Source organism: Sphingobacterium sp. UBA7249 (assembly GCF_002472835.1).
GTDB classification, from domain to species: Bacteria; Bacteroidota; Bacteroidia; order Sphingobacteriales; family Sphingobacteriaceae; genus Sphingobacterium; species Sphingobacterium prati.
The window spans coordinates 50,204-72,999 of the sequence record NZ_DKST01000031.1; the positions used below are offsets into that span (position 1 = coordinate 50,204).

Sequence of the window (22,796 nt, forward strand, 5' to 3'; positions counted from 1 at the left end):
GTTTAATAGGTACTTATATTAGCTATATGAACTTTGACTACAACAGCACTAGGCCAAAATTGATCCTTGCAGAATATGGCCGCAATGTGCAAAATATGGTAGATTACATCTGTACTTTACCCACAAAGGAAGAAAGAAATCAACATGCTCAAATCGTGATTGACATGATGGGGGTGTTAAATCCACATTTAAGAGACGTTTCTGATTTTAAGCATAAACTTTGGGATCACCTTCAGATTATCTCTGATTTTAAGCTTGATATTGACTCGCCATATCCGATCGCCACAGCCAAAAGTGTTAAACATGAAGTTGAGCACTTAGGCTATCCGCAACATTCAATCAAATTCAAGCATTATGGATTTACGGTTGAAAAAATGATTGACAAGGCGTTGAAGGTAACGGACGAGCCTAGGCGTGAACAGATGGTGATTGGTATCGCCAATTTTATGAAAATGGCTTATGTCACTTGGAATAAAGATTCAGTATCCGATGAGTTGATTATTCAGGATTTGAAAGAATTGTCGGGATATCAATTAACCCTACCTGAAGGTACGGTATTGACCAAACTTGATTTTAAAACTCCGCCTCCAGGAAACCGTGTCAAAGGTCCTACATCAGGCAACTCAAGTGGAAATAACAATAATAGCAATAACAACAGTAACTCTTCAGGTTATCAGTCAAGAGGCGGAGGTAGTGGCAAACCTCGAATGTCAAATAACAATAACAACATGAAGCGTAATAATTTTGGTAGCAATAGCAATAGCAATAACAATAATAACAACAATAGAAATAGAAAACCTCAAAATAATTACAATAATAATAAAAGGGGCTAGTTCTTTAATTTCTTAAATTAAGAAGCAGGCAATTGCGAAGTGATTCATAGATTTCTTTACAATTGCCTTCTTTATTTATGGTATGGAGCTGTTTATCAGTAACAGTTTGTGCGATCAGTCAGTCGGATCCGACCTGATCGGATCGTGTGAACCAGATAGTTCCATCAATTTTTTTACGATATATTTTTGTTGATTTTAAAACGCCCGAACTGTCTTCCGTACTATTGGGAAATCCAAAGGTGAAGCGGGTTTTGTTGTAATAAAGATTTTAGTTATATAAATGAATGCATTTGAAATAATCGGTGGAAAACCGTTAAAGGGAGAGATTATTCCACAGGGAGCAAAAAATGAAGCTTTACAGATTCTGTCGGCAGTTTTGCTGACTGAGGAACCAATGACTATCAGTAATATTCCCGATATTAAAGATGTCAATAAGTTAATTGATCTATTGGCCGCATTGGGTGTTAAAATTGATCGTATAGATAAGGATACTTACGTATTCGAAGCGAAAGATATTAATATAGAATATTTTCAATCTTCAGAATTTAGAGAAAAAGGGGGGGGCTTACGGGGGTCGATCATGATTGTAGGCCCATTGTTGGCTCGCTTTGGCAAGGCAGCTATTCCAAAACCAGGAGGTGATAAAATTGGACGTAGACGTTTGGATACACACTTTTTGGGTTTCGAAAAACTGGGGGCTAAATTTGTCTATGATGCATCTACGCACTTCTTTAATGTTGATGCTACCGAACTAAAAGGTAATTATATCCTATTGGACGAAGCTTCCGTAACTGGTACGGCAAATATTGTTATGGCTGCGGTATTGGCCAAAGGAACAACAACAATTTACAATGCGGCCTGTGAACCTTATTTGCAGCAACTCTGTAAAATGTTGAATCGTATGGGGGCTAAGATATCAGGCATTGGATCTAATTTACTGACTATTGAGGGTGTACAACGCCTTGGTGGAACATCGCATCGTATGTTGCCCGATATGATTGAGATCGGTTCTTTTATAGGATTGGCGGCAATGACCGGTTCAGAAATTACTATTAAAGATGTTTGTTTTCAGGAATTGGGCGTAATACCTTCGGTATTTTCCCGTTTGGGTATTCAATTTGAATTGAGAGGGGATGATATTTTTATTCCAGCACAGGATTCTTACGAAATTGATACCTTTATTGATGGTTCGATCTTAACAATCTCGGATGCCCCATGGCCAGGATTTACACCAGATCTATTGAGTATCATTCTAGTCGTAGCCACACAAGCGAAAGGCAATGTGTTAATTCACCAAAAGATGTTTGAAAGTAGATTGTTCTTTGTCGATAAATTAATAGATATGGGCGCACAGATCATTTTGTGTGATCCACATCGAGCTACAGTAATCGGTATGAATAAATCCCATTCTTTGCGAGGTATCGAAATGACGTCTCCTGATATCAGAGCTGGAGTATCCTTATTGATCGCTGCATTATCTGCGAAAGGAAAATCAGTAATCCATAATATTGAACAGATTGAACGTGGATATCAAGATATCGAAGAACGTTTACGTAAATTAGGTGCGGATATCAAGCGTGTTGACGTTGAGCCGAAAGGACACTAGTCAACTGTTAGAAAATTACTTGAAGATAATTTTAAATTGTGCCTCGGAGGCAAAGTCCGGGGTTTTTTTATGAAATTACGCTTACCAAAGTAGCTAAAAAAAGGNNCCTTTTTTTAGCTACTTTGGTTATATTAGGTTATACCAAAGGTGCCGGTGCTTCTTCTTCAAATAAAGGAAATTCCTTGATAATGTTATACCAAGTAATCACTTTTTTGATGTCTGACGTATATACACGAGATTCATCATGGCCCGGAGCAACTTCACGGAAGAAATCTCTTAAGGTAGCGCCATCTGATTTCGTGTCAGGTAGAGTCAATCCTTTCGTTTTAATTGTTTCGAATATATCTAAAAGACGGATCTCTTCTTCTTCACCATAAATAGTGATATCCTCCAATGTTGCCATTTTTGTCGAAGACAAACTTACTACTGACTTAATTTTTGCTTGATCAAGGGTTTCTAAAATAAAACCACCCTTGTTTTGTCCAACTAATTTGAACAATCCTGGTTTGCCAGTTACAGATACTAAAGCTCTTAAATTCATTTTAATTTTTTTTAAATCTCCAAGAATTAATCTTCGATTACTTCAATTGATAAAATGCGGTCGCCTTGTCTGATATCGTCTACCACATCAACATTTTCGACTACCTTTCCAAAACACGTATGATTACGGTCTAAGTGAGCGGTGTTATTACGGCTGTGGCAAATGAAAAATTGAGACCCTCCTGTATTGCGACCAGCGTGTGCCATTGACAATACACCTCTGTCATGGTATTGATTTTCACCAGTTAACTCACAATCAATTTTATAGCCAGGGCCACCAGTTCCAGGGATACCTGCAGCACCTTCACGTGAATTTGGGCAACCACCTTGAATAACAAAATCAGGAATAACACGGTGGAAAGCCAAACCATCATAATAGCCTGATTTAGCAAGTTTAATGAAATTTGCTACTGTATTTGGAGCATCAGCTGTGTAGAATTGCACAGTCATGTCGCCTTTTTCTGTTTTAATAATCGCTTTACTCATGTTTCAAAAATTTTTATGAAATACAAAGATAAGGTTTCAGACTGAAATGTGAAGTACTTCGTATTCTCCATTTTTTCCATATTGGCAATTTGTACTGCTATGAGCTGAAAAATAATGCGAAATATTTTCTATATTTATGTGAGCGAGCCGATTATAGTTAACTACAATGTCAAATTTACATAAATTAGTTATCCGGGAGTGGTCCGAGGCGGATCGTCCCCGCGAGAAATTATTACATCAAGGACGAAGGGCCCTGTCAGATGCAGAGTTATTGGCGATTTTGATTGGGTCAGGTTCTATGGAAGAAAGTGCAGTGGCGCTATGCCGACGTATTTTGGCGGATGCCAACAATAGCTTGGATACACTCTCAAAGATGGATGTCAATGAATTGAGCAGATATAAAGGTATTGGAGAAGCTAAGGCGATAGCTATCATTGCAGCATTGGAGTTAGCACGGCGCAAGAAGGAATCTCCAACAGACGAAAAGAAAATTCTAAATAGCAGTAAACGAGTGTATGATTTTATGAAACCAATCCTACAGGATTTACCACACGAAGAGTTTTGGACGCTTTATTTGAACACAGGATGCAAATTGTTGGATCAACAGCTTATTGGCCGTGGTGGAAATGATTTTACGCCGGTTGATGTTCGGGTCATTCTAAGAAATGCCCTCGCAGTCAAAGCGAATGCCATCATACTCATTCACAACCATCCTTCCGGGACTTTACAACCCAGCAATGCCGACAGGATACTGACGAGAAAAATTGTCGAAGCTTCAAAAATTATGGATATTAGGGTGAATGATCACCTGATTTTTACAGATAATGGATATTATAGTTTCAGAGATGAGGATATAATAGATTAGTTATGATACAATCTAATATGAACAAAAATAGTATTGAAAGATTTACAGACAGGGTGGTGGATTATGAAAAATTTAGACCCAATTATCCAAAAGAGATTATTCGAATACTTCAGGAAAGGATAGGTTTGAATAAGAAATGGCTAATAGCCGATATCGGTAGCGGTACAGGTTTATCGACCCAGTTGTTTTTAGAAAATGGAAATGATGTCTTCGCTGTCGAACCCAATCGCCAAATGCGTGAATCTTTGGTTCATCATTTTAAAACATACCGGAATTTAATCGCATTAAATGCCACCGCTGAAGACACATCCATTGAATCAGGTTGTGTGGATCTAATTTTCGCTGGGCAATCTTTTCATTGGTTCGATCGAACTGCCTGTTACAAAGAATTTAATCGCATTCTTACAAAAAATGGTCATATTGTATTGGTTTGGAATCAACGAGACCCAGAAGATGCTTTCCAGAAGGAGTATGAACAGTTTTTACTTAATCATATTCCCAGCTATCAATCTGTCAGCCAAAAAAATATAACTGAAGACGACCTTCGAAGTTTTTTCGCTGATAGACCAATGACCAAGGTATGCTTGCCTAACCAACAAGTATTCGATTTGAAATCGTTCTTGGGAAGGGTGAAATCATCCTCTTATTTTCCCAAAGAAGGAGTGGAGAATAAAAATTTATATGATGACCTACGTTCTTTGTTTGATAAATATGCAATTTCGCAACGTATCGTATTTAGATATATTACAGAGATTTATATCAGTTAAGATTAAGCAACCGGAATCTGTAAAGCTTCTTTTGTGGCATTTTTTCTTTTCCAATTGAAAATACGTCTGGTTGGAGAGGAGTGATAAGGAAAAACCAAAATTAAAAATACCAAGATCAATCCTACGATAAACAATCCGTTATAACTGTCCCGAATGGCAAGCAAAGAGGCTTGTGCTTGTACTGATTTACCGATATTGGCTGATTGCAAAACCAGGCTATTTGTTTTATCTATTATGCTTGCGAGATCGCTTGTCTTGATTACCTGTTGTTGGTAATACCAATTGGCAATCGTATTGGACCACACAACGGGGACTAAGAAGGAACGTGTCAAGATCAGAAAGACCAATCCAGATAAGTAATATTTGTTTGGAATATTACCTGCCATATAGACACCTATGCCAATGTATGATGTAATGACACCTATTCCTCTTAAGATCATCGGGAGATAAAATAAAGAGGTATGTACCTGTAGGCCGACAATCTGTGCAAAGAAAAAAGAAGATAGCGCATAACAAATGGCAGAAAACGCCAAAATGAATTTACATTTTTTGGTCAACTTAAAATATACATAAGAAATCAGTGCTCCGATAAGGTATCCCGGAATAACGTAGGTATTTACCTTTGCGGTTTCCAAAGGGTTTGTACCGAGTGTAATCCCCAATAGGGATGTATATAAGGAAGTGGAACTGTAGAAAATGCCAAATAGAAAGATCGTTCCGACAGATATGGGCAAGGTTCGAGTTGAAAAAGCATCAAAGTTCATGAGCGACTTTCTGATTAGCGTACTCCTATTTACAAAAAGGACTAAGAAGAAAATTGTTGCTATTCCAGTAAGAAGAATTAATCTTGAATGAAACCAGTTTTGTGTTAGCCCATAAGTACTGAAATAAGCTAAATTTAGCAGGGAAATACAAAGTAATATGCTTCCAAACCAATCATACTGATAAAGAGGTACTTTTTTAAATACTGGGGATTTCATGAAGATAATGCAAATCAATAGACCAATGCCCAACAATATATTCTGAAACAGAAATACCGTTTCCCAGTAGAATTTTGCAGCAAAAATAGTCGCGATGTAATTCGCAATAGCGGGGATAATCATTGTCATCGGATAATAGATGGCATAAAGTTGATAACGTTCTCCGCGCGGCATTAGAAAAGGAATCATCTCACCGATAATGGCCATGGTCACGATAATCTTGGCACTTCCAATAAAAAATGTAGCCATACAGATATTGATACCATTGCTGGCATGTTCCAAAATTGCATTCGAGCAAAGGATGACGATCGTGAAAACAATCAATATTGTTTTTTTGGGAAAAAGTTTAATTAACCGAAACACCAGTGGTATCGCACAGACCATGCCTGCATAATAACAGTACGTTGCCATGCTGAGGTCTGCACTTATACCTGCATAGCCATTTACAACATAGGTATTGACAGAGGATGGGATTCCGTTATTGAAGGAATATATAATATTGAGCAGGAACAAAAAGAATAATTCCCATTTTGAGTTTAACCAGTTCCTAAAAATACGATCTTTCATGACTTATTTAACACGTATAATAGCGTTCATACCCACGCGGAGTAAATCGATATCCCGTTTTGAATTCGACGCTGTAAAATTGATGCGGACAGGAATCCGCTGCTGTACTTTGACAAAGTTTCCGGTAGAGTTATCAACGGGAACAGCAGAATATTTGGATCCTGTGGCCTCCGATATTGCGGCCACTTCGCCCTCAAATGTTTTCCCTGGCAAAGCATCAATTTCTATGTTGACTTTTCCTCCAAGTGCGATGTTTTTCATTTGGCTCTCCGTATAGTTTGCAGTCACCCATTTTTGCTCATCTCGTACGATATTGACCAACGGTGTACCATTTTGCACAAGTTGTCCCTCTTCGATATTTCTCCTACCCAATACACCATCATAAGGAGCTGTAATAACAGTATATGACAAATTCAATTTGGCTAGGTCAATGGCAGATTTGGCCTTTAGCAATGAAGCGTCGTTAACGGATACTTTTTGTTCAGACTCGTGGGTGCTGAGTCTGGAATTTTGTTGTTGCGCAAGTAGTGCTTTATATCTTGCGGACATGGCTTCATACTCAGATTTTACCTGATCAAATTGATAACGGGTCACAGCCTCGTCTTTGACTAGACTTGCGTATCTTTTGTAATTGGTTTCCATATTGTCGAGCCGGGCCTTCATCTCCTCAATATTGGCATTAGCGATGGTCGTGCCATTGCTGGCAATGGCGATTCCAGACTGCGATATTGTCTTGTTGGCTTTTGCATCGGCTAAGCTCGCTTTTGCATTCTGGAGCAAGATGCGATATTCCGAATCGTCTAAGATTACAAGTGTGTCTCCTTTATGTACTTTTTGGTGTTCATCAAAGCGTATATCTTTGATATAACCACTGATTCTCGAATTAATTGGAGTAATATGGGCATCTACTTGAGCATCATCTGTATAAACAGATTCGTTGATGTGAAAGAAAGCCATAATCCCCCATATAATCGAAATCACAATAACTGAGGCTGATGCAATATTGACTATCCATATTCTTCTTCTTCGCTTAATTTCTTTCTCACTTAATGTTGAACTATTCATGACTTATTTTTACTATTCATCCCGTATTAAAAAATATTGTTTTTCATACGTTCATTTTTATTTCTGTTACTGTTTATCGATAATAACCGTTAATTTTTCCAAAATTTCCGTGATCTCCGATACTTTTTGTTCTGTGATTTCTTTGAGGATAGCCTTATAAAGGTCTTGTTGTACAGGGTTGAGTAATTCCCTATACGCGTCACCCTTTAGGGTTAGCTCAATCAAATTGTTCCGACGATCATTGGGATCATTTACACGTTTAACCAGATCACGTTTGCAAAGATTGTCTAGAAGAGGGGTGACGCTCGCTTTGTTTTTCTGTATAGCAACAGCGATATCCTGTTGATTCATACGTTCTTTTTTCCAAAGGGCAGCCAATACCTGTAACATCTCATACGTGATATCCAATTGTTGCTCCTTGATCTTCTGGATATAATATTGTTTTAAGCTTGTTCTTAAGGCAATGATATTATCCACTAATGGTTTTACCGGATTGTGCATTTCATTTTCCATGCTACAAAGTTAAACATAAAACAGTTAAATATCAAACTAATATTACTGTGATAGTTAAAAAAATGTTAAAGATATGACTTGAATAGGTATATGGCATTTTATTTGGAAGTGAATGAGGGATAAGTAAAAAAGATATGCTTAGAGTTGAATTGATATTCTTTAGACGGTGCTTATTTTTACTGCCAATTTTTGTGTTTGCGGGTACAGTAAATGGTCAGCAGCTTACTTCCCTTAATAATTGGGAGCAAAATTTTTCTATTGTGAATCGTTGGATAGACCCTTTTTTTCCATTAAATACACAGCATAGTATTGTTAACTTAGAACAAGAAGCTGTTGATAAAAGAACAAAGGTTATCCAAGGAGAGCAGACTATGGACAAAGTAGATGGGCACGCCGTTGAGATTTCCAATATCGTCGTTGTGCATAGTACACATAGAGGAGATATAAAGTACTCATCTTCTAGTTCGAGTGGATTGTATCGCGTTGCACTGGACAAGCAGACAGACGAGCGATATGACGGTAAACCTGTTTTTGTGGATGCTAAAGGGATAAAATATATCATTGATTCGAAATACAGAAAGCAATTTATCAAATGATCGACGGTTGTAAATTGCAGCAACCAATAATCTATCCCTAGCGTAAAATATGGAGTAAATAATCTTTATCAAGGTAAAAAGCATCTAAACTTCCACCATCTTCAAGAATAGTACTACTGATTTCTTTTTTATGCTGTTGTAGTGTTTGAATTTTATCCTCAACCGTATTCGGGCTGATCAGGCGTATTGCAGTGACATTTTTTTGTTGCCCGATGCGATAGATCCGATCAATCGCTTGTTGTTCCACTGCCGGATTCCACCAAGGATCAACCAGATAGACAACATCTGCCGCAGTGAGATTAAGTCCCGTTCCACCAGCCTTGAGACTGATGAGAAAGACACGCACATCTTGATCTGATTGGAAATCATTGACTAGTTGTCCCCGGTTTTTGGACTGGCCAGTGAGGATTAGCGAAGGGATCTCATTTTTATCCAATGCTTCTTTAATCAACAGTAACATGCGGACAAATTGCGAGAACACGATGATTTTATGTTGATCTTTTTTATGTTGAATCTGTTCTAGCAGCATTTCGATCTTCGCTGAATCTTCAGCAGATGTTAAGTCTTCGTTTTGGAGCAATTTACTGGAGTTGCAGATCTGACGTAGTTTGGTCAATCCTTTAAGGACATGCATCGGACTTTTTTTGATTTCATCACCATCTTTAGCAGAAATAAATTCCCGAAATTCCTTTTCATAGAGATCATAGATCCGCCGCTGTGCAGTTTTCATTTCGCAATAGAGCACCAATTCATTTTTTGCAGGAAGATCATCCAATACATCTTGTTTTGTTCTTCGAAGGATAAAAGATTTTATTTTTTCCTTCAGTATATTTTTTCTTTTACGATCGTGAAAAGCATCAATCGGTGTTGTGTATACATCTTTAAAATACTTTCTATTTCCCAATAAGCCCGGAACGATAAAGGATAACTGTGCAAACAAATCCATTGTATTATTCTCAATAGGTGTTCCCGTCAGAATGATACGATTTCTTGATCGTAATAAATTTACTGCTTTGTACCGCTGTGAATCTGGATTTTTTATGTGTTGAGACTCGTCGAGTATAATATAATTAAAGGTTAGCTTCTTTAATCGATTGATGTCAGTCAGTAGGTTATGGTAGGAAATGAGCACAATATCCGCTTTCTCAAACTGGTCAGTTATTTTGCTTCGGTTTGGCCCCTCTAGGATCAGTATGTTAAAAGATGGTAAGAATTGCTGAATTTCACGTTTCCAATTAAAAATTAACGTTGTAGGGAGGATCAGTAATGTTGGTGAAGATATACCTTTTGCTTTTTGCGTTGCCAGAAAGGCGAGAATCTGCACTGTCTTTCCCAGTCCCATATCGTCTGCCAGGCAGGCTCCGAAATTTAATTTGTCCAAAAAGTTGAGCCATTGAAGCCCCTGCTGCTGATAGTTACGTAAATTTCCGACAAAAATATTAGGTAACAGTACCGGCGGGCATGTTGCCAATGAAGAGAGTTGATTTCTTAAATAGTTGATCTCAACGGAAACAGCTTGGTCGATATCTTTTTTAGCAAAGAGCTGGTCGATTTCATTAAACTTGTATTTTGGAATCTGAATGAGTTCATCTTCGATGATTTCAGCAGCATTAAAATAAGACTCAAATTTTTCCAGCCACTCCTCGGGTAATATACCAAGTGTACCATCGTCTAGATTGATAAATTGAGAACGATTGCGAACAGCTTTCTCTAGTTTCTTCAACGAAACACTTTTAGGACCAAATTTGACTTGAATGTTGGCATTAAACCAATTTTGTCCACTCAATACTTCAATTTGTATTTTACCTTTAAATTGATTCAGTTTATTGTCACGAATTGTATTGAATCCAATAATCTGGATTCCCTGGTTGTGCCACTCGTCGAATGCATTTAAAAACCAGTTTTTATCCAGAAAATATTTACGGTGTAGGTAAAGATGCTGAAAACTATCATCATCTAATTGCTCTTGAAAAAAAGCATGCTGCTTAAGCAGCAGTGAGATGACTTTCGTTTCGGCTTCTTTTTTTCGTTCTACCAAAAATTGGGTTCCTTTCGCATCTGTTCCAAAGATGTTTCTTTTACTTAAGATAGGAACTTCGACGTCGCCATAACGCATGACAGGAATGATGTTGACGAAGTCTTCAGACTCTTCCAGAAATATGAACGCCTGCATATCTTGATAATAAAGATTCTCTTTCAGTTGCGGTTTACTCGCTTTGGGAATATCCTTGAAATTTAACGCTACAGAATTGGCCAGAGGCTCCAGAAATAGTTCATTGAACGCTTTAAACTTATTACGGTGTATGCGCAGCTCCTTTCCTTTATTTCCAAACAAACGAATCAGTTTAAGATGACGTGTATTCTCGATGAGGTAGAGGTGCTTTTTTATGGAGATGAAGTGATCAAAAAGAATAGTCAGATGTTGCAATTCGTAAGTAATCCCATGAATGGAGAGGTCCCCTTTAATGCGATAGAACGGATCGTTCTGTTCGACAAGCAATCTGATCTCAGCTTTATTCAAACTGATTTGAGTTGCAGATAAGGAAGCTGCCGTTATATTTTCTGCTTTTTCGTAGTCATGAAGGTAAAAATCCAGGCCTAAAGGGTTTTTTGCTATTGCCCGTAGACTGCGGCCAATAGCTGCATCTGCTTGTTGGAAGGGTTGGGCCAATTGGCTGACTGCCGCAAAAAACTGAGTTTCTTCAACGGAATCTGTATGCCAGATGCGTGATTGACTTTCCACTGAGGAAATAGGGTTTTTCGGCATGCCCGATTTTGATTGTGGTGCCTGGCATAACAGGACCTGTAATTGCTTATAATAGCGATTACGTGTAAGCACAATGAAACTATGCTGTTGTTCGCTCTGAAGTTTAGAAGATTTTTTTTGAGGCTCCAAAAGATCAAAATCATCTATGGAAGTTAGATGTTTGTCTTTGAGGACAAATTGTAGATCAGCATCTTTAATATGGGCAGAAAAGTAGGTTTCCAACGATGGTTCATTTTCTAAGCCATATTGCACTGCAGCCTTTTTTAGAAGATTTCGATACCGGTTAAAGTCAAAAAAAGACAACCAGCTTTCTTGCCCGAATAGTTTTGTCAAGGTTGCTTTCTGGTGACTACAGAAACCAGTTTGCGTACAATTACAGAAAAGCGAAGTTACTGGCGATTTGTAAATAACCACTACCTGAAAATTCGTGTAATTTTCGAGAACTTGAAAGGTAGCTTGGTTGAATTCCATCTCTACGACACTGATTTGAATATTGGCCAGGGCTATATCCATCCAGGGAAAATAAGAATAACGGCTTACTGAGGCGAAATCTATTGTTGTCAGGGTATATTGATGAAAATCCATACTACAGGATATTAGAAATTAAAATTCATGCCACCATAATAATTTCGCAATGGCGCCGGGTTGAAATACCGACCACCAAAGGCATTGATATCATTGCCGAGACTATATTTTTGGTTCAACAAATTGTCGGCGCCAACAAAGATATTAAGTTTATGTCCATGGCCTATAGCTTTACCCCAGGATATTTTTCCTTGCAAAAGATGATAACGGTTTGCATAAACTGTATTGGCATCATCCAATGGTATCGCAGCGGTTAAATTTGACAGAAGATCTAGTCGAAGTTGATAGGGGAAGAGGACATTTAAGGTATTGACCCAAACCGTTTTTGGTACCGCCGTTAGTTTGTTGCCACTATAATCTTTATCTCCGACCTTATAGTTTTTGAAAGCATAATTATTTAGCGAGAAATTGCTTCCGACCTGTAAGCTACGGACAAGCCCCCAAGACCTAGGGGTTATCAGATAGGTTAATATCGATGCTTCAATTCCTTTTTGATCTATTTTTCCTGCATTCTGAAAATATTCTGCTCCAGTCTCGCGTACCTGTCGGATAATTGCATTATTCATTTGGTAGGTATATGCCGAAGCATCTAGTATAATTCGGCGGTTCCATAAATGCCATCGAACGCCAAATTCATGGTTGGTACCAGTCTCAGGTTTGAGGTCCTTATTGATGATATTGTCGGATGAGCGCACTTCTGCAATCGTGGGAGCAGAAAATCCCTTTGAAATAGAAGCGCGTAGAGCGAAGCTTGCTGTGGCCAGGTAGGAGACAGCGGCCCTAGGCATCCACGCATTCCCAAAATTGATGTGTGCTTTGTTCTCTTGTGTTGCTGGATAATGCTGTTGATAGGAGATTTTATTCCCATTGAGTCCCATAGATAATTCGACTTGGAGACGTTCCAGCCAAGCCAGCTGTGTTCGTGCAAAGAATGATTGCTGGCTATTTTCTAACTTATCTTTAGCTTGCGGCTTGCCGATATTCCCCTGATTATTATCATAATTATCTATATCATACCAACCTTTTTGTGCCTCTAAACCAAATTGGAACTCATACTTTAATTGTTTGCTTAGCCGGTCGACATAGGATAGATAGAGTCGTGTCCCTAAATTTTTCTCATCCCTTTTTTCATAATTTGTGATAAAAGGATTTTTGATTTGATTGGTCGAACCGAATACGTTGGCAAACAGGATTAATTTGGAACTGATATTTGTTTGGTTGCTCAGGCCCCCGAAAACTGTTTTATCATAGATTGCTGCTTTTTGTTCCGCCGCACTTGGGTTGGGCCCAGCCTTGGGACGGGACTGCCGTCGATTGTCCTCCATTTGTACAGCTGTCAGGCCTCCGGGAGTTTGATATCCCAGATCAGTGTAGAATCCTGTGAATTTCAGTTCCGAATGTTTTGCATATTGCCAATTGTAGTTTAGCTGAATGTTCTTTTTGTCCAGAGATGCATGTTGTCGATACCCATCACTTCGTGTCCAACTTTGGTTGACGGCCAATTGCTGTGTCTGATTGATGGGCAGCACAGTACTGAGCTGCTGCTGAAATAATCCGTACGAACCTCCTGTTAGCTGTAGGTTGACTTCGGGCTTGGTCAAGGTATTGTAGCCTTTGCTGTAGAGTGAAATTACACCACCTGCGTTTGCTCCATATATAGATCCATCAGGACCTTTCAAAATATTGATCTGGTCTATGGTGTAGGGATCGATTAGATTTAAATAGGTGTTTCCACCTGCATCAGTAAGCGGAAAGTCATCCAGATAGATCTTTACGTTTCGGATGCCAAATGGAGAACGAAGCATGCTGCCACGCAAGGCCAAGCGGTAACTCCCTGGGGACCGCTCTTCCATACGTAGTCCAGGCACTGTGTTCATAATGGAGACAAGTGCTGGCGATTGCTGTGATTGCAAGCGTTGTTGGCTTAACACAGCCGCGGATGAGGTTAGTTTTAATAAGGGCTGTTTATTGAAATAAGCTTTAATTTCCACTTGTTCAAGCCTATTGTTTGTACTGTCAGTGGTCTGTGCATACAATTTGCCACATAGACAAAGTGTGGCAAGTAGGTAATTTCTTTTCATGGCTAATGGTTAGATCCGGCTTAGTCCGCAAATTCTTGGGTAAAGTAAATTTCAAAAAGTTCCTTAGTCTTATTGTATTTTAGGCATTGATAGTTTGCATATACCGAACTTGTTGGAATACACAGGCTATTTGCCATGGCTTTTGTAGGAAAATCTTTGCTTAGGCATCCCTGTTTCAGATCGAAAATATGATTTGTTGCGATATTCTCAACCGAGAATGCTTTGTCATCGATCAAATAATTCGAATGACTTGATCGGATATAGTCTTCCTGATAAATCAATTCGGCTGCAATGCTATAATCTATTGTACCATTGGTATAGTAACAATCGGATTGTCGCAATAAATTGGAAACATGTACATCCCGGTACAATATTTTAAATCGTTTGTTCTTCTGGTCAAAAAGAATGATTTCAATTTGATATTTTTCTTTATTATAGGCGACATATGCAAAATCATTTTCCTTGTTGCTAAAGATATCCCCACTTGTATAAGCCAGCAAATCGAGGTTTGTATGGCTTTCGAAATATTTTTTTTGGTTTTCTACGAGGTCCTTAAGCAACTTTAGGTGTAATTTTTCAAAGAGTCCTTCATCAGCTAATTTGACGAGCTGTTGTCGTTGCTGATTAGCCGTTTCTTCGGTCCGAGGATTAGCATAGATGGACGTATCAAGTAGAGGTTTCACTGTACGGGGGCTTTCAGCCACCTGCTGATTTTGGTCGTTGACCGCACTATCTTTTGTCGGGATATTTTGAGGATTAGATTGTGTTGTCTGCTGACAGGAAGCAAAGCCAAAAAGCAAAAAGTATAGAAAAATTGACTGTAAATTCATGCGTAATTATCTTCAATGGGAGACTCCGTCTATCGTATTTTAGGCGAAGCCACAATATCGGCTAATTTAATGATTTTATAGAAAAGAAGTCTCGCCGGTTTCCATTAAATTAAAACGCTTCATTCAATCCGAGGAAGAATCCACGGGATCCATATTTTCCTATGGCGTAGTCCAAACAGAGATTTGTTCGGGTGGCTTTGTTAAACAGGACGCGTAATCCTGCGCCGCCTCCAGGTTGCCATCTTTCGAAAAGTTTTGTCCCTAATTCGTCACTTGCACTTTGGAGATTAAAAAATGCAGCACCACTCAAAAAGCGGTTTTTTAAAATTGGGAAGCGATACTCCGTTTCTGCGTAGGCAAAAGATATCCCCTTAAAATAACCAATTGTATAGCCTCGGCCTGTTCTTACCGCGGCATCCCTTCCTGTTCCCGGTAGATCGAAGTAGGGGAGAACACCCCCCAGCTTATAGGATCCCCAATACCAGAATGCAAGCACATGTGCCGGATCGGATTGCGATACACTAAAGTATTTACGAAAGTCAGTCGTGAGTTGGACAGCACTTTTGCTACTGCCTAGTAAGGTTGTATTCCATCGCAGGCCAATGTCCGAGTAGATTCCCTTATAAGGTCTGTTGGGATTATCCCGGGTGGTGTATTGCATATTTAATAACAGTCCGTTTGAATTGTAGCTATCTGGGGCAAAACCATGTTTTTCCGTGTAAATGGTATTTGGTGTAATATTCCCATTAGGACCACTGCTCGTTATCTTTCGACGAAGGTCGAATGCTAATCCAGCTCCTAAAAACAAACCATCGGCAACCTTTTTGTAGACCTTCTCATTAAACGTAAAGGCATTGTATTTAGCCCCATATTTTTTATGTTCGGGATTCGCAAGTATTTCCTCTTCTTCATTGTTCCATTTGCCATGTGGGGTCATACCCAAACCCGCATCCAATGCGACCATTTTGACCAAAGCGAAAGCTCCTTGAAAATTTAGTTTATTGTTTGGGGTAAATACATTGTGGCTAATGTAGAAAACCATGATGTTTTTGGTCGTGATGGACGCTGATGTTGCGGCGATTGACATGGTTGTCGTTTTCGGATCGCCCAATACTTTCCCCGCAACGGCTTTTACACCGATTTGTCCACCAATCGTCGGGTTATAGGCGATATTCGGCATTAGCGTAATCGGAGAACGTTTGCTTGATCGTTCCTTTTTACGTTTGGGGTGAATAATGCGGCCGATTAAGTCCGATATATCATATTGGCTTGCTAAAATCGAATCGCGCCGTTTGTTATATAAGAAAGCCGAATCTATCTCAGTATTGGATTGAGCCACGAGTGTATTGGATATCAGTACAAAGCACGATATTAAAAGACAGAAAGTGAACAAATAGTGATTACGTAATGGTCGCTGCATACCTTCGGGTTTATCTTACATCTAAACGTCAAAAATATTAAAATGTTTTCTAAAGCGATAAAGCTAATTCCATATAGAACTGATATCGGTGGGATTAATATCCGTGGAGGGGACATTTGCCTACTTTGAGTTCTAGGGTTTGCATACGCATATGTGTAGTGGGCAATTTTGACGGCAGGTTAGAATCACGTAATTAAACTTGGAAGTAAGCATAAATTTATCTTAGTTTTGATTATTTAATTTGGAGATATGATAACACGAAATATATATCGTTGCAGTTTGGCTTTACTATTGATGACAGGCTTTACACAAGCGCAAGAGCTTTATACACCTAGAAATATTAAGCAAGCTATTGAAAAAGGTACACGCACGACAACCGGACTACCCGGTAAAAATTACTGGCAAAACTTTGGAAAATACGATGTAAAGGTACAATTGGATCCCGTGGCGAGGACTGTTCGTGGAAATGAGACAATTTTATATACCAACAACAGTCCCGATACACTTAAACAATTAGCAATCCGATTTGTGAACAATGTACATAAGCCCAATGCAGTACGTGCTAACTATGCCTCGGATGATTATTTGACCTCGGGGTTGAAAATAAAATCATTTACGCTCAACGGAAAGGTTTATGAAGTAAATAGTGGCGATTGGGGAACGGTCAAACTTGGTGATTTTGGACAGAAAATTCTTCCCGGGACAGTGGCGACCCTAGCGATCAGCTGGGAGTATCCTTTATCGGTTGAGAGTGACCGCGATGGCATGCTCAATGCGTCTACGTTCTATTGCGCTTATTCCTATCCACGTGTATCTGTCTATGATGATTACAATGGCTGGGATATTTTGGAGCATAATGGTAGACAGGAGTTTTATAATGGTTTTAACGATTATCAGTTTGAAATTGCTGTTCCTAAAAATTTTGTTGTTTGGGCTACTGGGGAGCTTCAGAATGCAGCAGAAGTCTTGCAACAACCTATCTTGGAGCGTTTTGAGAAATCCAAACAAAGCGATGTAGCGATACACGTTGCTACAGCATCCGAAATGAAGGAAGGGAAAGTGACGGCTCAACAGGAATGGAACAAGTGGAAATTTAAAGCGACCTATGTACCTGATTTTTGTTTCAGTGTGAGTGACAATTATATTTGGGATGCTGCCAGTGTGGACTTGGGAACTAAACGTGTTAGTATACAATCCAGCTATGTTGCTGGTACCCCCGATTTTGAACAATACATTGGCTGGCAGCAATACTGCATTGACTGGTTTTCTAAAAATTGGCCTGGAGTAACCTATCCCTATCCAACGATGACGGCAGTGCAGGGGTTTGCCGATATGGAATACCCGATGATGATCAATGATTCAAGTGTGCCTGATAATTTTGTTGACGCCCGGCAGACGGCGGATCATGAAATTGCCCATACTTATTTCCCTTTCTATATGGGAATCAACGAGACCCGATATGGGTATATGGATGAAGGCTGGGCTACTGCACTCGAATTTTGGATCGGCAACGCGGAGATTGGTGCCGAAAAGAATAAAGAACTATTTAAAGATTCGCGTGTGAAACGATATATCTTTGATCCGTCTACCGAAGAAGATCAGCCATTGATTACCATGACTTCACAATTGAATGGTCTGGGGTATGGTAATAATGCCTATATCAAAGCCGCATTATCGTATATCGCGCTGCGGGATTATTTAGGTGATACAGGCTTCAAAAAAGCGTTACATCATTATATGGATCTATGGCATGGTAAACATCCGACACCATGGGATTTCTTTTATAGTATCAATGCTGGAGCTGGTCAAAACTTAAATTGGTTTTGGAAGAACTGGTACTTTACCAATAATTATATTGATTTGAAAGTGGATAACTTTATGCAGTCTGGCAATAAAAATACGTTATCAATCGCAAATATTGGAGGATTTGCAATTCCTTTCGATGTCTTGATCACTTATGCAGACGGAACTTTGGAAACAATACATCAGACGCCTTCAAGTTGGCAACAAAATGAAAAACAGTCAACGGTCACCTGGGCATCGTCAAAGAAGGTAAAAAAAATAAGGTTGGATGGCGGTGTTTTTATGGACTACACAGCCAAAGATAATGTGTGGGAAGCAGTAAAATAATGTATCAATTGTGTCAATCTCCGGATCATAGGAGATTGACACAATTGAGATAAAGTTTATAGGTGATTATTGATCTACGATTTTCCACGATTTCCCTGGTGAATTCACGGGCAGGTATTATAATATAACGTTAGTTTTTTGACAGGGTAAGCCTGCGTTACTCAAAATTATCAATTGTTCGGAAAGTAAGATTGACACGGGGTTTAAAAACTTTTTTTGTCGGGGGTAGCCGATGCAGCCAATAAGTCTGTGTGAGATCTTTCATGACCAAGAGACTCCCATTTCCTAAAATAAGGTCCACCTTTTCTTTTGTGGTTTTATGTTTGAACGCAAATTTTCTTTCGGCTCCAAAACTCAGCGAAGCAATTGCGCCATTTTTCTTTAGGTCTTTTTCTCCGTCACTATGCCAGGCCATACCTTCGTCACCGTTGTGATATAGATTTAATAAACAGGAGTTATAGGTTTCCTGTGTTTTCAATTCAGCAAGTGCTTTTAGCTCGAGAAGTTCTTTTGTCCAGGGGAGAGCCCTTTTGGTGGTATTGGAATAACTATATTCAAAGGCCTGCTCGCCGTACCAGGCAACTTTGCGTTTGGTGATAATTTCATTTCCAAAAATAATAGCGCGATCATTTACCCATTCGATGGAATCCATTAACCGGTCGAAATAGTGATTTGCTTGGGCCTGATCTAGTATTTTGCCGTAGTAATTGACTGTTCCATCATAGGGTAGTATGTTTTTGTTCTCATCAAAAAGATTGTCGAAGAGTTCCATGATATCCTTGCCGTTTTGTTTTTTATATCGCGGTGTGAAGACTTTCCCAACCAATCATCGCTGTTTTGCGCATCGGATCCCAACGATAACCGCCAAATATACCACTGTTTTGAATAACCCGATGGCAGGGAATCAGATAAGCAATCGGATTGCTACCCACGGCTGTACCTACTGCGCGTGAAGCTTTGGGATTTCCAATTTGAGCAGCAATTGAACCATAAGTACTTAAATTACCCATGGGGATTTTTAACAATGCTTCCCATACTTTCAATTGAAATGCTGTCCCCTTGAGATGCAATTTCACTTGACCAATGTCATTGTTGTGTGGATTTAATGCTTTGAGTGCGTTTTCATGGATGAGGTCTATTTGTTGTATAAAGCTAGCGTTTGGAAAACGTTTTTGAAGTGTTTTGAGTGCGGAATCTTTATCTTCCTCGTAAGCAATATGGCAGATGCCCTTTGAGGTAGAAGCGATAATGATTGGACCAAAAAGGGTTTCGTAATAGTGATAAGAAATGAGCAAGTTGGCACCTTCGTTCTTGTACTCAGCGGGCGTCATTCCCTCAATATTAATAAACAGCTCATGCAGCCTGCTGCTACTTGAGAGGCCCAACTGAAATGTGGTTTCTGCAATATTGTTTTCTTTCAATAATGATTTTGCGTGATTTAAACTGATATATTGCAAGAATTTCTTTGGGCTTGTGCCTGCCCAAGAGGTAAACATGCGTTGGAAATGAGCTTCACTCATGTAGACATGAGAAGCGATCTGCCCTAATGTGGGTTGAGTTCTGAAATTTTCCTGTAAGAAATGTATGGCCTTGGCGATACGTTGAAAATCTACTTCTTGTTGAATAGTCATGATTGTCCATTTAGTTTATACAAAGGTGCTAAGAAGAAGAAGTTTATAAAATCCGATTTATGCTATATTGAACGACAGTTAAGAAGTTTTATCCGAATGTCCTAATGACTTTTCAGGAGCAACAATATCCCGGATCAATTGTTTTAGTTCCTTTATTTCAGGAAATCGTTCGGCTCTTTTTCGATCAAAAATTTCTTCCCCGTCTATGCGTATGGTATAGCGGCCTGAAATTTCACTTGGAATAAGCAGGACTCCATGGATATTTTCTGTGAACGAACTCAGGATCTCTTGGGACATATAGGCTGCACGTAACATCCAATTGCATTTTGGACAGTATTCGATTTCGATAACAGGTTTTGTTGCCATGATTTAAATTAAGCTATTATGCATTCTAAAAACAAATGTAACTATCTCTTTGCTGTCATCAAAGTATCCCCAAGAGATCCTATGTTTTTTCCATTAACCGATTTTTACTGAAGTCATGGTAAGGGATCCTGCTATAGCATTATCATTGAACAAAAATAAATCTTCATTCTTTTCCTGTAAAGCCAAGCTATAGATTAATGGAAGATAATGTTCCGGCGTAGGGATTGCCAGATCGAATTCTTTCCCTTGTTGCCTGAAATTGATTAGAGCCTGATGGTTGCCATCCTGGATAAGCGTTTTCATCTTATCATTGGCAATGGTAGCCCATTCGTAAGCATATCCCGTTGTGTTAAGTTTGTCCCAGGCGACCATTCTGAGGTTGTGGACCATATTTCCACTTCCGATAATCAAGACACCTTTTTTCCGAAGTTCAGCCAGCTGTTGTGCAATTGCATAATGATAGGAAGCCGGTTGGGTATAGTCTATACTCATTTGAATGATCGGGACGTCAGCATTGGGGTATAAATGCCTGACAACAGACCAGGAGCCATGGTCCAGACCCCATTTATCGTCGAGATGAACTTCCGTTTTTGTAACGATGCGCTGTGTTTCCTGCGCTAAGGAGGGGCTTCCGGGAGCTGGGTACTGTACATCAAATAAAGCTTGGGGAAAACCACCAAAGTCATGGATTGTAGACGGATGCTCCATGGCAGTTACAAATGTTCCACGTGTCTCCCAATGCGCCGAAATGACTAAGATTGCTTTCGGTTTTTCGAATGTTTGTCCTATTTTTCTGAACCCTTGGACAAATTCATTGTCCTCGATGGCATTCATTGGGCTTCCGTGTCCTAAAAAAAGAACCGGAAATTTGTCTGTAGCAGTAAGTTCAGTAGAAAATTTACGTAATGAACTTGCGGGGCTTGCGATTCCTGATAGCGGTAGTGTTGCCATAATTTTGATAAACTCCTTTCTACGCATTTGAATGATACGAATAGCGTTAATTGTTATTGCAAAATTAAGTAGTGTGGGGGGGATCAAGGTAATATTTTATTGCCAATTTGTTGTATTATTCGGAAATCAGTTTCTGAATCTCATTTCTAAATTCAGATGGGGTCATTCCGGCTTTCTTTTTAAAAACATTGGTGAAATAAGCTTTTTCCCGATAGCCTAGTTCAAAGCCTATCTCTGAAATGGTCTTATTCGTTGTTAACAAAAGGTTTTTGGCTTCTATCAGTTTTCTTGTCTCGATGATTTCCGATACACTTTGTTGTAGTATGTTTTGGCAGATCAGATTTAAATTGCGGGCAGACATAAAAAGTTTTTCTGCGTAGAAGTTAACGCCCTCCGGTCGTCGATAATTGTCTTCCAATATGGATAGAAAACTGCTGAACGTTGTACTTTGGTTTTTTAATTGCTGCTGGGTGGCGGGAAATTGTTTTTTTCGCTCTGACTCGATCATAATAAAGATAGTACTCAACAACTGCTTGATCACAGCATAATCAATTACGGGTTGTTGTGTTTCCTGTTGTATCATTTGGCACAGTACGACCAACCTGGAAAAGCAAAGGGGCTGGAAAAAAGTCAATGTTGCATTTTCATGAAAATGTGCATAGAGCTGGAAGGTCGTTTCCGGAATGAATTCGCTTTTAAATCTGATAACCCAAAATTCGATCTCTTGATCCAGAAGGAGAGGTATTACCCGATGATTTTTTCCTTGCGTAACAAAACTGACGAAAGGAGCTGTATAGGTTTCTGCTTTAAAATCGATGAAATGTTTTAATTGTCCCTTTACACCAATAATCAGTTCTTCGAAATCATGGTGGTGTATTTCATTTTTCGATTCTTGGATGCGCAGTGCTTCATTTGCATCAAGTTGGTAAATTTTGAAAAGTTCGTTCAAAATCGGTGATGGTGATTAAATATTCCTTTTATTCGAATATACAGCTTAATTCGTAATGTTAGTCTTTGCAACTTCAAAAATACTTTTCCAGTAAGTTTTACTACGTTTTTAGTTTATATCAGTGTTTTTTATGGCTGCGGTTTGGGGCTCTATTCTTTCTGGAATCTGTACGGAACGGATTCCAATTCCCTATTTGACTCGATTGCATACAAATTGTAGTATTGACCAGCTCTCGTTCTACATGCTATTTAGACTATCGAGCCACCAT

20 protein-coding genes are annotated in these 22,796 nt (G+C 39.1%); 6 read left to right on the forward strand and 14 right to left on the reverse strand.

Annotated features, from left to right (window positions below; all coding sequences use genetic code 11):
* The first annotated feature begins 26 nt into the window (after window positions 1–26).
* Both B4A24_RS23595 and murA read left to right on the forward strand, forming a co-directional pair.
* Window positions 27–833 carry a DUF4290 domain-containing protein gene (locus tag B4A24_RS23595; protein WP_293947375.1) on the forward strand — a complete coding sequence of 269 codons (807 nt, stop codon included), beginning with the start codon at window positions 27–29 and terminating at the stop codon, window positions 831–833.
* Window positions 834–1,113: 280 nt separating this feature from the next.
* A complete protein-coding gene (gene murA, locus B4A24_RS23600) occupies window positions 1,114–2,439 on the forward strand; it encodes a UDP-N-acetylglucosamine 1-carboxyvinyltransferase (RefSeq protein WP_293947376.1) in 1,326 nt (441 codons plus the stop codon).
* A 136-nt stretch (window positions 2,440–2,575) separates the two neighbouring features.
* Here murA and B4A24_RS23605 read toward each other — a convergent pair whose 3' ends face one another.
* Both B4A24_RS23605 and B4A24_RS23610 read right to left on the reverse strand, forming a co-directional pair.
* A complete protein-coding gene (locus tag B4A24_RS23605; RefSeq protein ID WP_293947377.1) occupies window positions 2,576–2,980 on the reverse strand; it encodes a DUF5606 domain-containing protein in 405 nt (134 codons plus the stop codon).
* 26 nt (window positions 2,981–3,006) lie between these two features.
* A complete protein-coding gene (locus B4A24_RS23610; RefSeq protein WP_172395883.1) occupies window positions 3,007–3,465 on the reverse strand; it encodes a peptidylprolyl isomerase in 459 nt (152 codons plus the stop codon).
* A gap of 166 nt (window positions 3,466–3,631) precedes the next feature.
* On the opposite strand from B4A24_RS23610, the gene radC reads away from it, so the two are divergent.
* The gene (radC, locus tag B4A24_RS23615; protein WP_288812993.1) at window positions 3,632–4,330 is read left to right on the forward strand and encodes a RadC family protein; all 699 of its coding nucleotides are present in this window, start codon (window positions 3,632–3,634) and stop codon (window positions 4,328–4,330) included.
* A gap of 2 nt (window positions 4,331–4,332) precedes the next feature.
* Window positions 4,333–5,097, forward strand: coding sequence for a class I SAM-dependent methyltransferase (locus tag B4A24_RS23620; protein WP_293947379.1), 765 nt, complete (start codon window positions 4,333–4,335; stop codon window positions 5,095–5,097).
* A 2-nt stretch (window positions 5,098–5,099) separates the two neighbouring features.
* Here B4A24_RS23620 and B4A24_RS23625 read toward each other — a convergent pair whose 3' ends face one another.
* The 3 genes from B4A24_RS23625 to B4A24_RS23635 form a co-directional block, all read right to left on the reverse strand.
* A complete protein-coding gene (locus tag B4A24_RS23625; protein WP_293947380.1) occupies window positions 5,100–6,644 on the reverse strand; it encodes an MFS transporter in 1,545 nt (514 codons plus the stop codon).
* Between the two features lie 3 nt (window positions 6,645–6,647).
* Complete coding sequence (locus B4A24_RS23630; protein ID WP_293947381.1) at window positions 6,648–7,709, reverse strand: HlyD family secretion protein; 1,062 nt, start codon at window positions 7,707–7,709, stop codon at window positions 6,648–6,650.
* A gap of 66 nt (window positions 7,710–7,775) precedes the next feature.
* Window positions 7,776–8,222: a MarR family winged helix-turn-helix transcriptional regulator gene (locus tag B4A24_RS23635; protein ID WP_288813004.1), complete on the reverse strand. Its 447-nt coding sequence runs from the start codon at window positions 8,220–8,222 to the stop codon at window positions 7,776–7,778.
* A 134-nt stretch (window positions 8,223–8,356) separates the two neighbouring features.
* On the opposite strand from B4A24_RS23635, the gene B4A24_RS23640 reads away from it, so the two are divergent.
* On the forward strand, window positions 8,357–8,818 hold the full coding sequence (locus tag B4A24_RS23640) for a hypothetical protein (RefSeq protein ID WP_293947382.1): 462 nt from the start codon (window positions 8,357–8,359) through the stop codon (window positions 8,816–8,818).
* 37 nt (window positions 8,819–8,855) lie between these two features.
* On the opposite strand, the gene B4A24_RS23645 is transcribed toward B4A24_RS23640, so the two are convergent.
* The 4 genes from B4A24_RS23645 to B4A24_RS23660 all read right to left on the reverse strand — a co-directional run bounded on the left by B4A24_RS23645 (window position 8,856) and on the right by B4A24_RS23660 (window position 16,501).
* Window positions 8,856–12,170 carry a DEAD/DEAH box helicase gene (locus tag B4A24_RS23645; protein WP_293947383.1) on the reverse strand — a complete coding sequence of 1,105 codons (3,315 nt, stop codon included), beginning with the start codon at window positions 12,168–12,170 and terminating at the stop codon, window positions 8,856–8,858.
* Between the two features lie 11 nt (window positions 12,171–12,181).
* Entirely contained in the window at window positions 12,182–14,251 is a 2,070-nt protein-coding gene (locus B4A24_RS23650) for a TonB-dependent receptor (protein WP_293947384.1), read from the reverse strand.
* A 20-nt stretch (window positions 14,252–14,271) separates the two neighbouring features.
* On the reverse strand, window positions 14,272–15,081 hold the full coding sequence (locus tag B4A24_RS23655; RefSeq protein ID WP_172395892.1) for a hypothetical protein: 810 nt from the start codon (window positions 15,079–15,081) through the stop codon (window positions 14,272–14,274).
* A gap of 109 nt (window positions 15,082–15,190) precedes the next feature.
* Entirely contained in the window at window positions 15,191–16,501 is a 1,311-nt protein-coding gene (locus tag B4A24_RS23660) for a BamA/TamA family outer membrane protein (RefSeq protein ID WP_293947385.1), read from the reverse strand.
* A 249-nt stretch (window positions 16,502–16,750) separates the two neighbouring features.
* On the opposite strand from B4A24_RS23660, the gene B4A24_RS23665 reads away from it, so the two are divergent.
* Window positions 16,751–18,631 carry a M1 family metallopeptidase gene (locus tag B4A24_RS23665; RefSeq protein WP_293947386.1) on the forward strand — a complete coding sequence of 627 codons (1,881 nt, stop codon included), beginning with the start codon at window positions 16,751–16,753 and terminating at the stop codon, window positions 18,629–18,631.
* A 157-nt stretch (window positions 18,632–18,788) separates the two neighbouring features.
* Here the strand turns inward: B4A24_RS23665 and B4A24_RS23670 are convergent, their stop codons facing one another.
* From B4A24_RS23670 to B4A24_RS23690, 5 genes are all read right to left on the reverse strand, one after another.
* A complete protein-coding gene (locus B4A24_RS23670; RefSeq protein ID WP_293947387.1) occupies window positions 18,789–19,403 on the reverse strand; it encodes an alpha-ketoglutarate-dependent dioxygenase AlkB family protein in 615 nt (204 codons plus the stop codon).
* A gap of 22 nt (window positions 19,404–19,425) precedes the next feature.
* A complete protein-coding gene (locus B4A24_RS23675; RefSeq protein ID WP_293947388.1) occupies window positions 19,426–20,262 on the reverse strand; it encodes a methylated-DNA--[protein]-cysteine S-methyltransferase in 837 nt (278 codons plus the stop codon).
* Between the two features lie 78 nt (window positions 20,263–20,340).
* A complete protein-coding gene (locus B4A24_RS23680) occupies window positions 20,341–20,628 on the reverse strand; it encodes a SelT/SelW/SelH family protein (protein ID WP_293947389.1) in 288 nt (95 codons plus the stop codon).
* Between the two features lie 93 nt (window positions 20,629–20,721).
* Window positions 20,722–21,579, reverse strand: a complete 858-nt coding sequence (gene ygiD, locus B4A24_RS23685) for a 4,5-DOPA dioxygenase extradiol (protein WP_293947390.1) — start codon at window positions 21,577–21,579, stop codon at window positions 20,722–20,724.
* 115 nt (window positions 21,580–21,694) lie between these two features.
* Window positions 21,695–22,528: a helix-turn-helix transcriptional regulator gene (locus B4A24_RS23690; RefSeq protein ID WP_293947391.1), complete on the reverse strand. Its 834-nt coding sequence runs from the start codon at window positions 22,526–22,528 to the stop codon at window positions 21,695–21,697.
* Window positions 22,529–22,796: the final 268 nt, after the last annotated feature.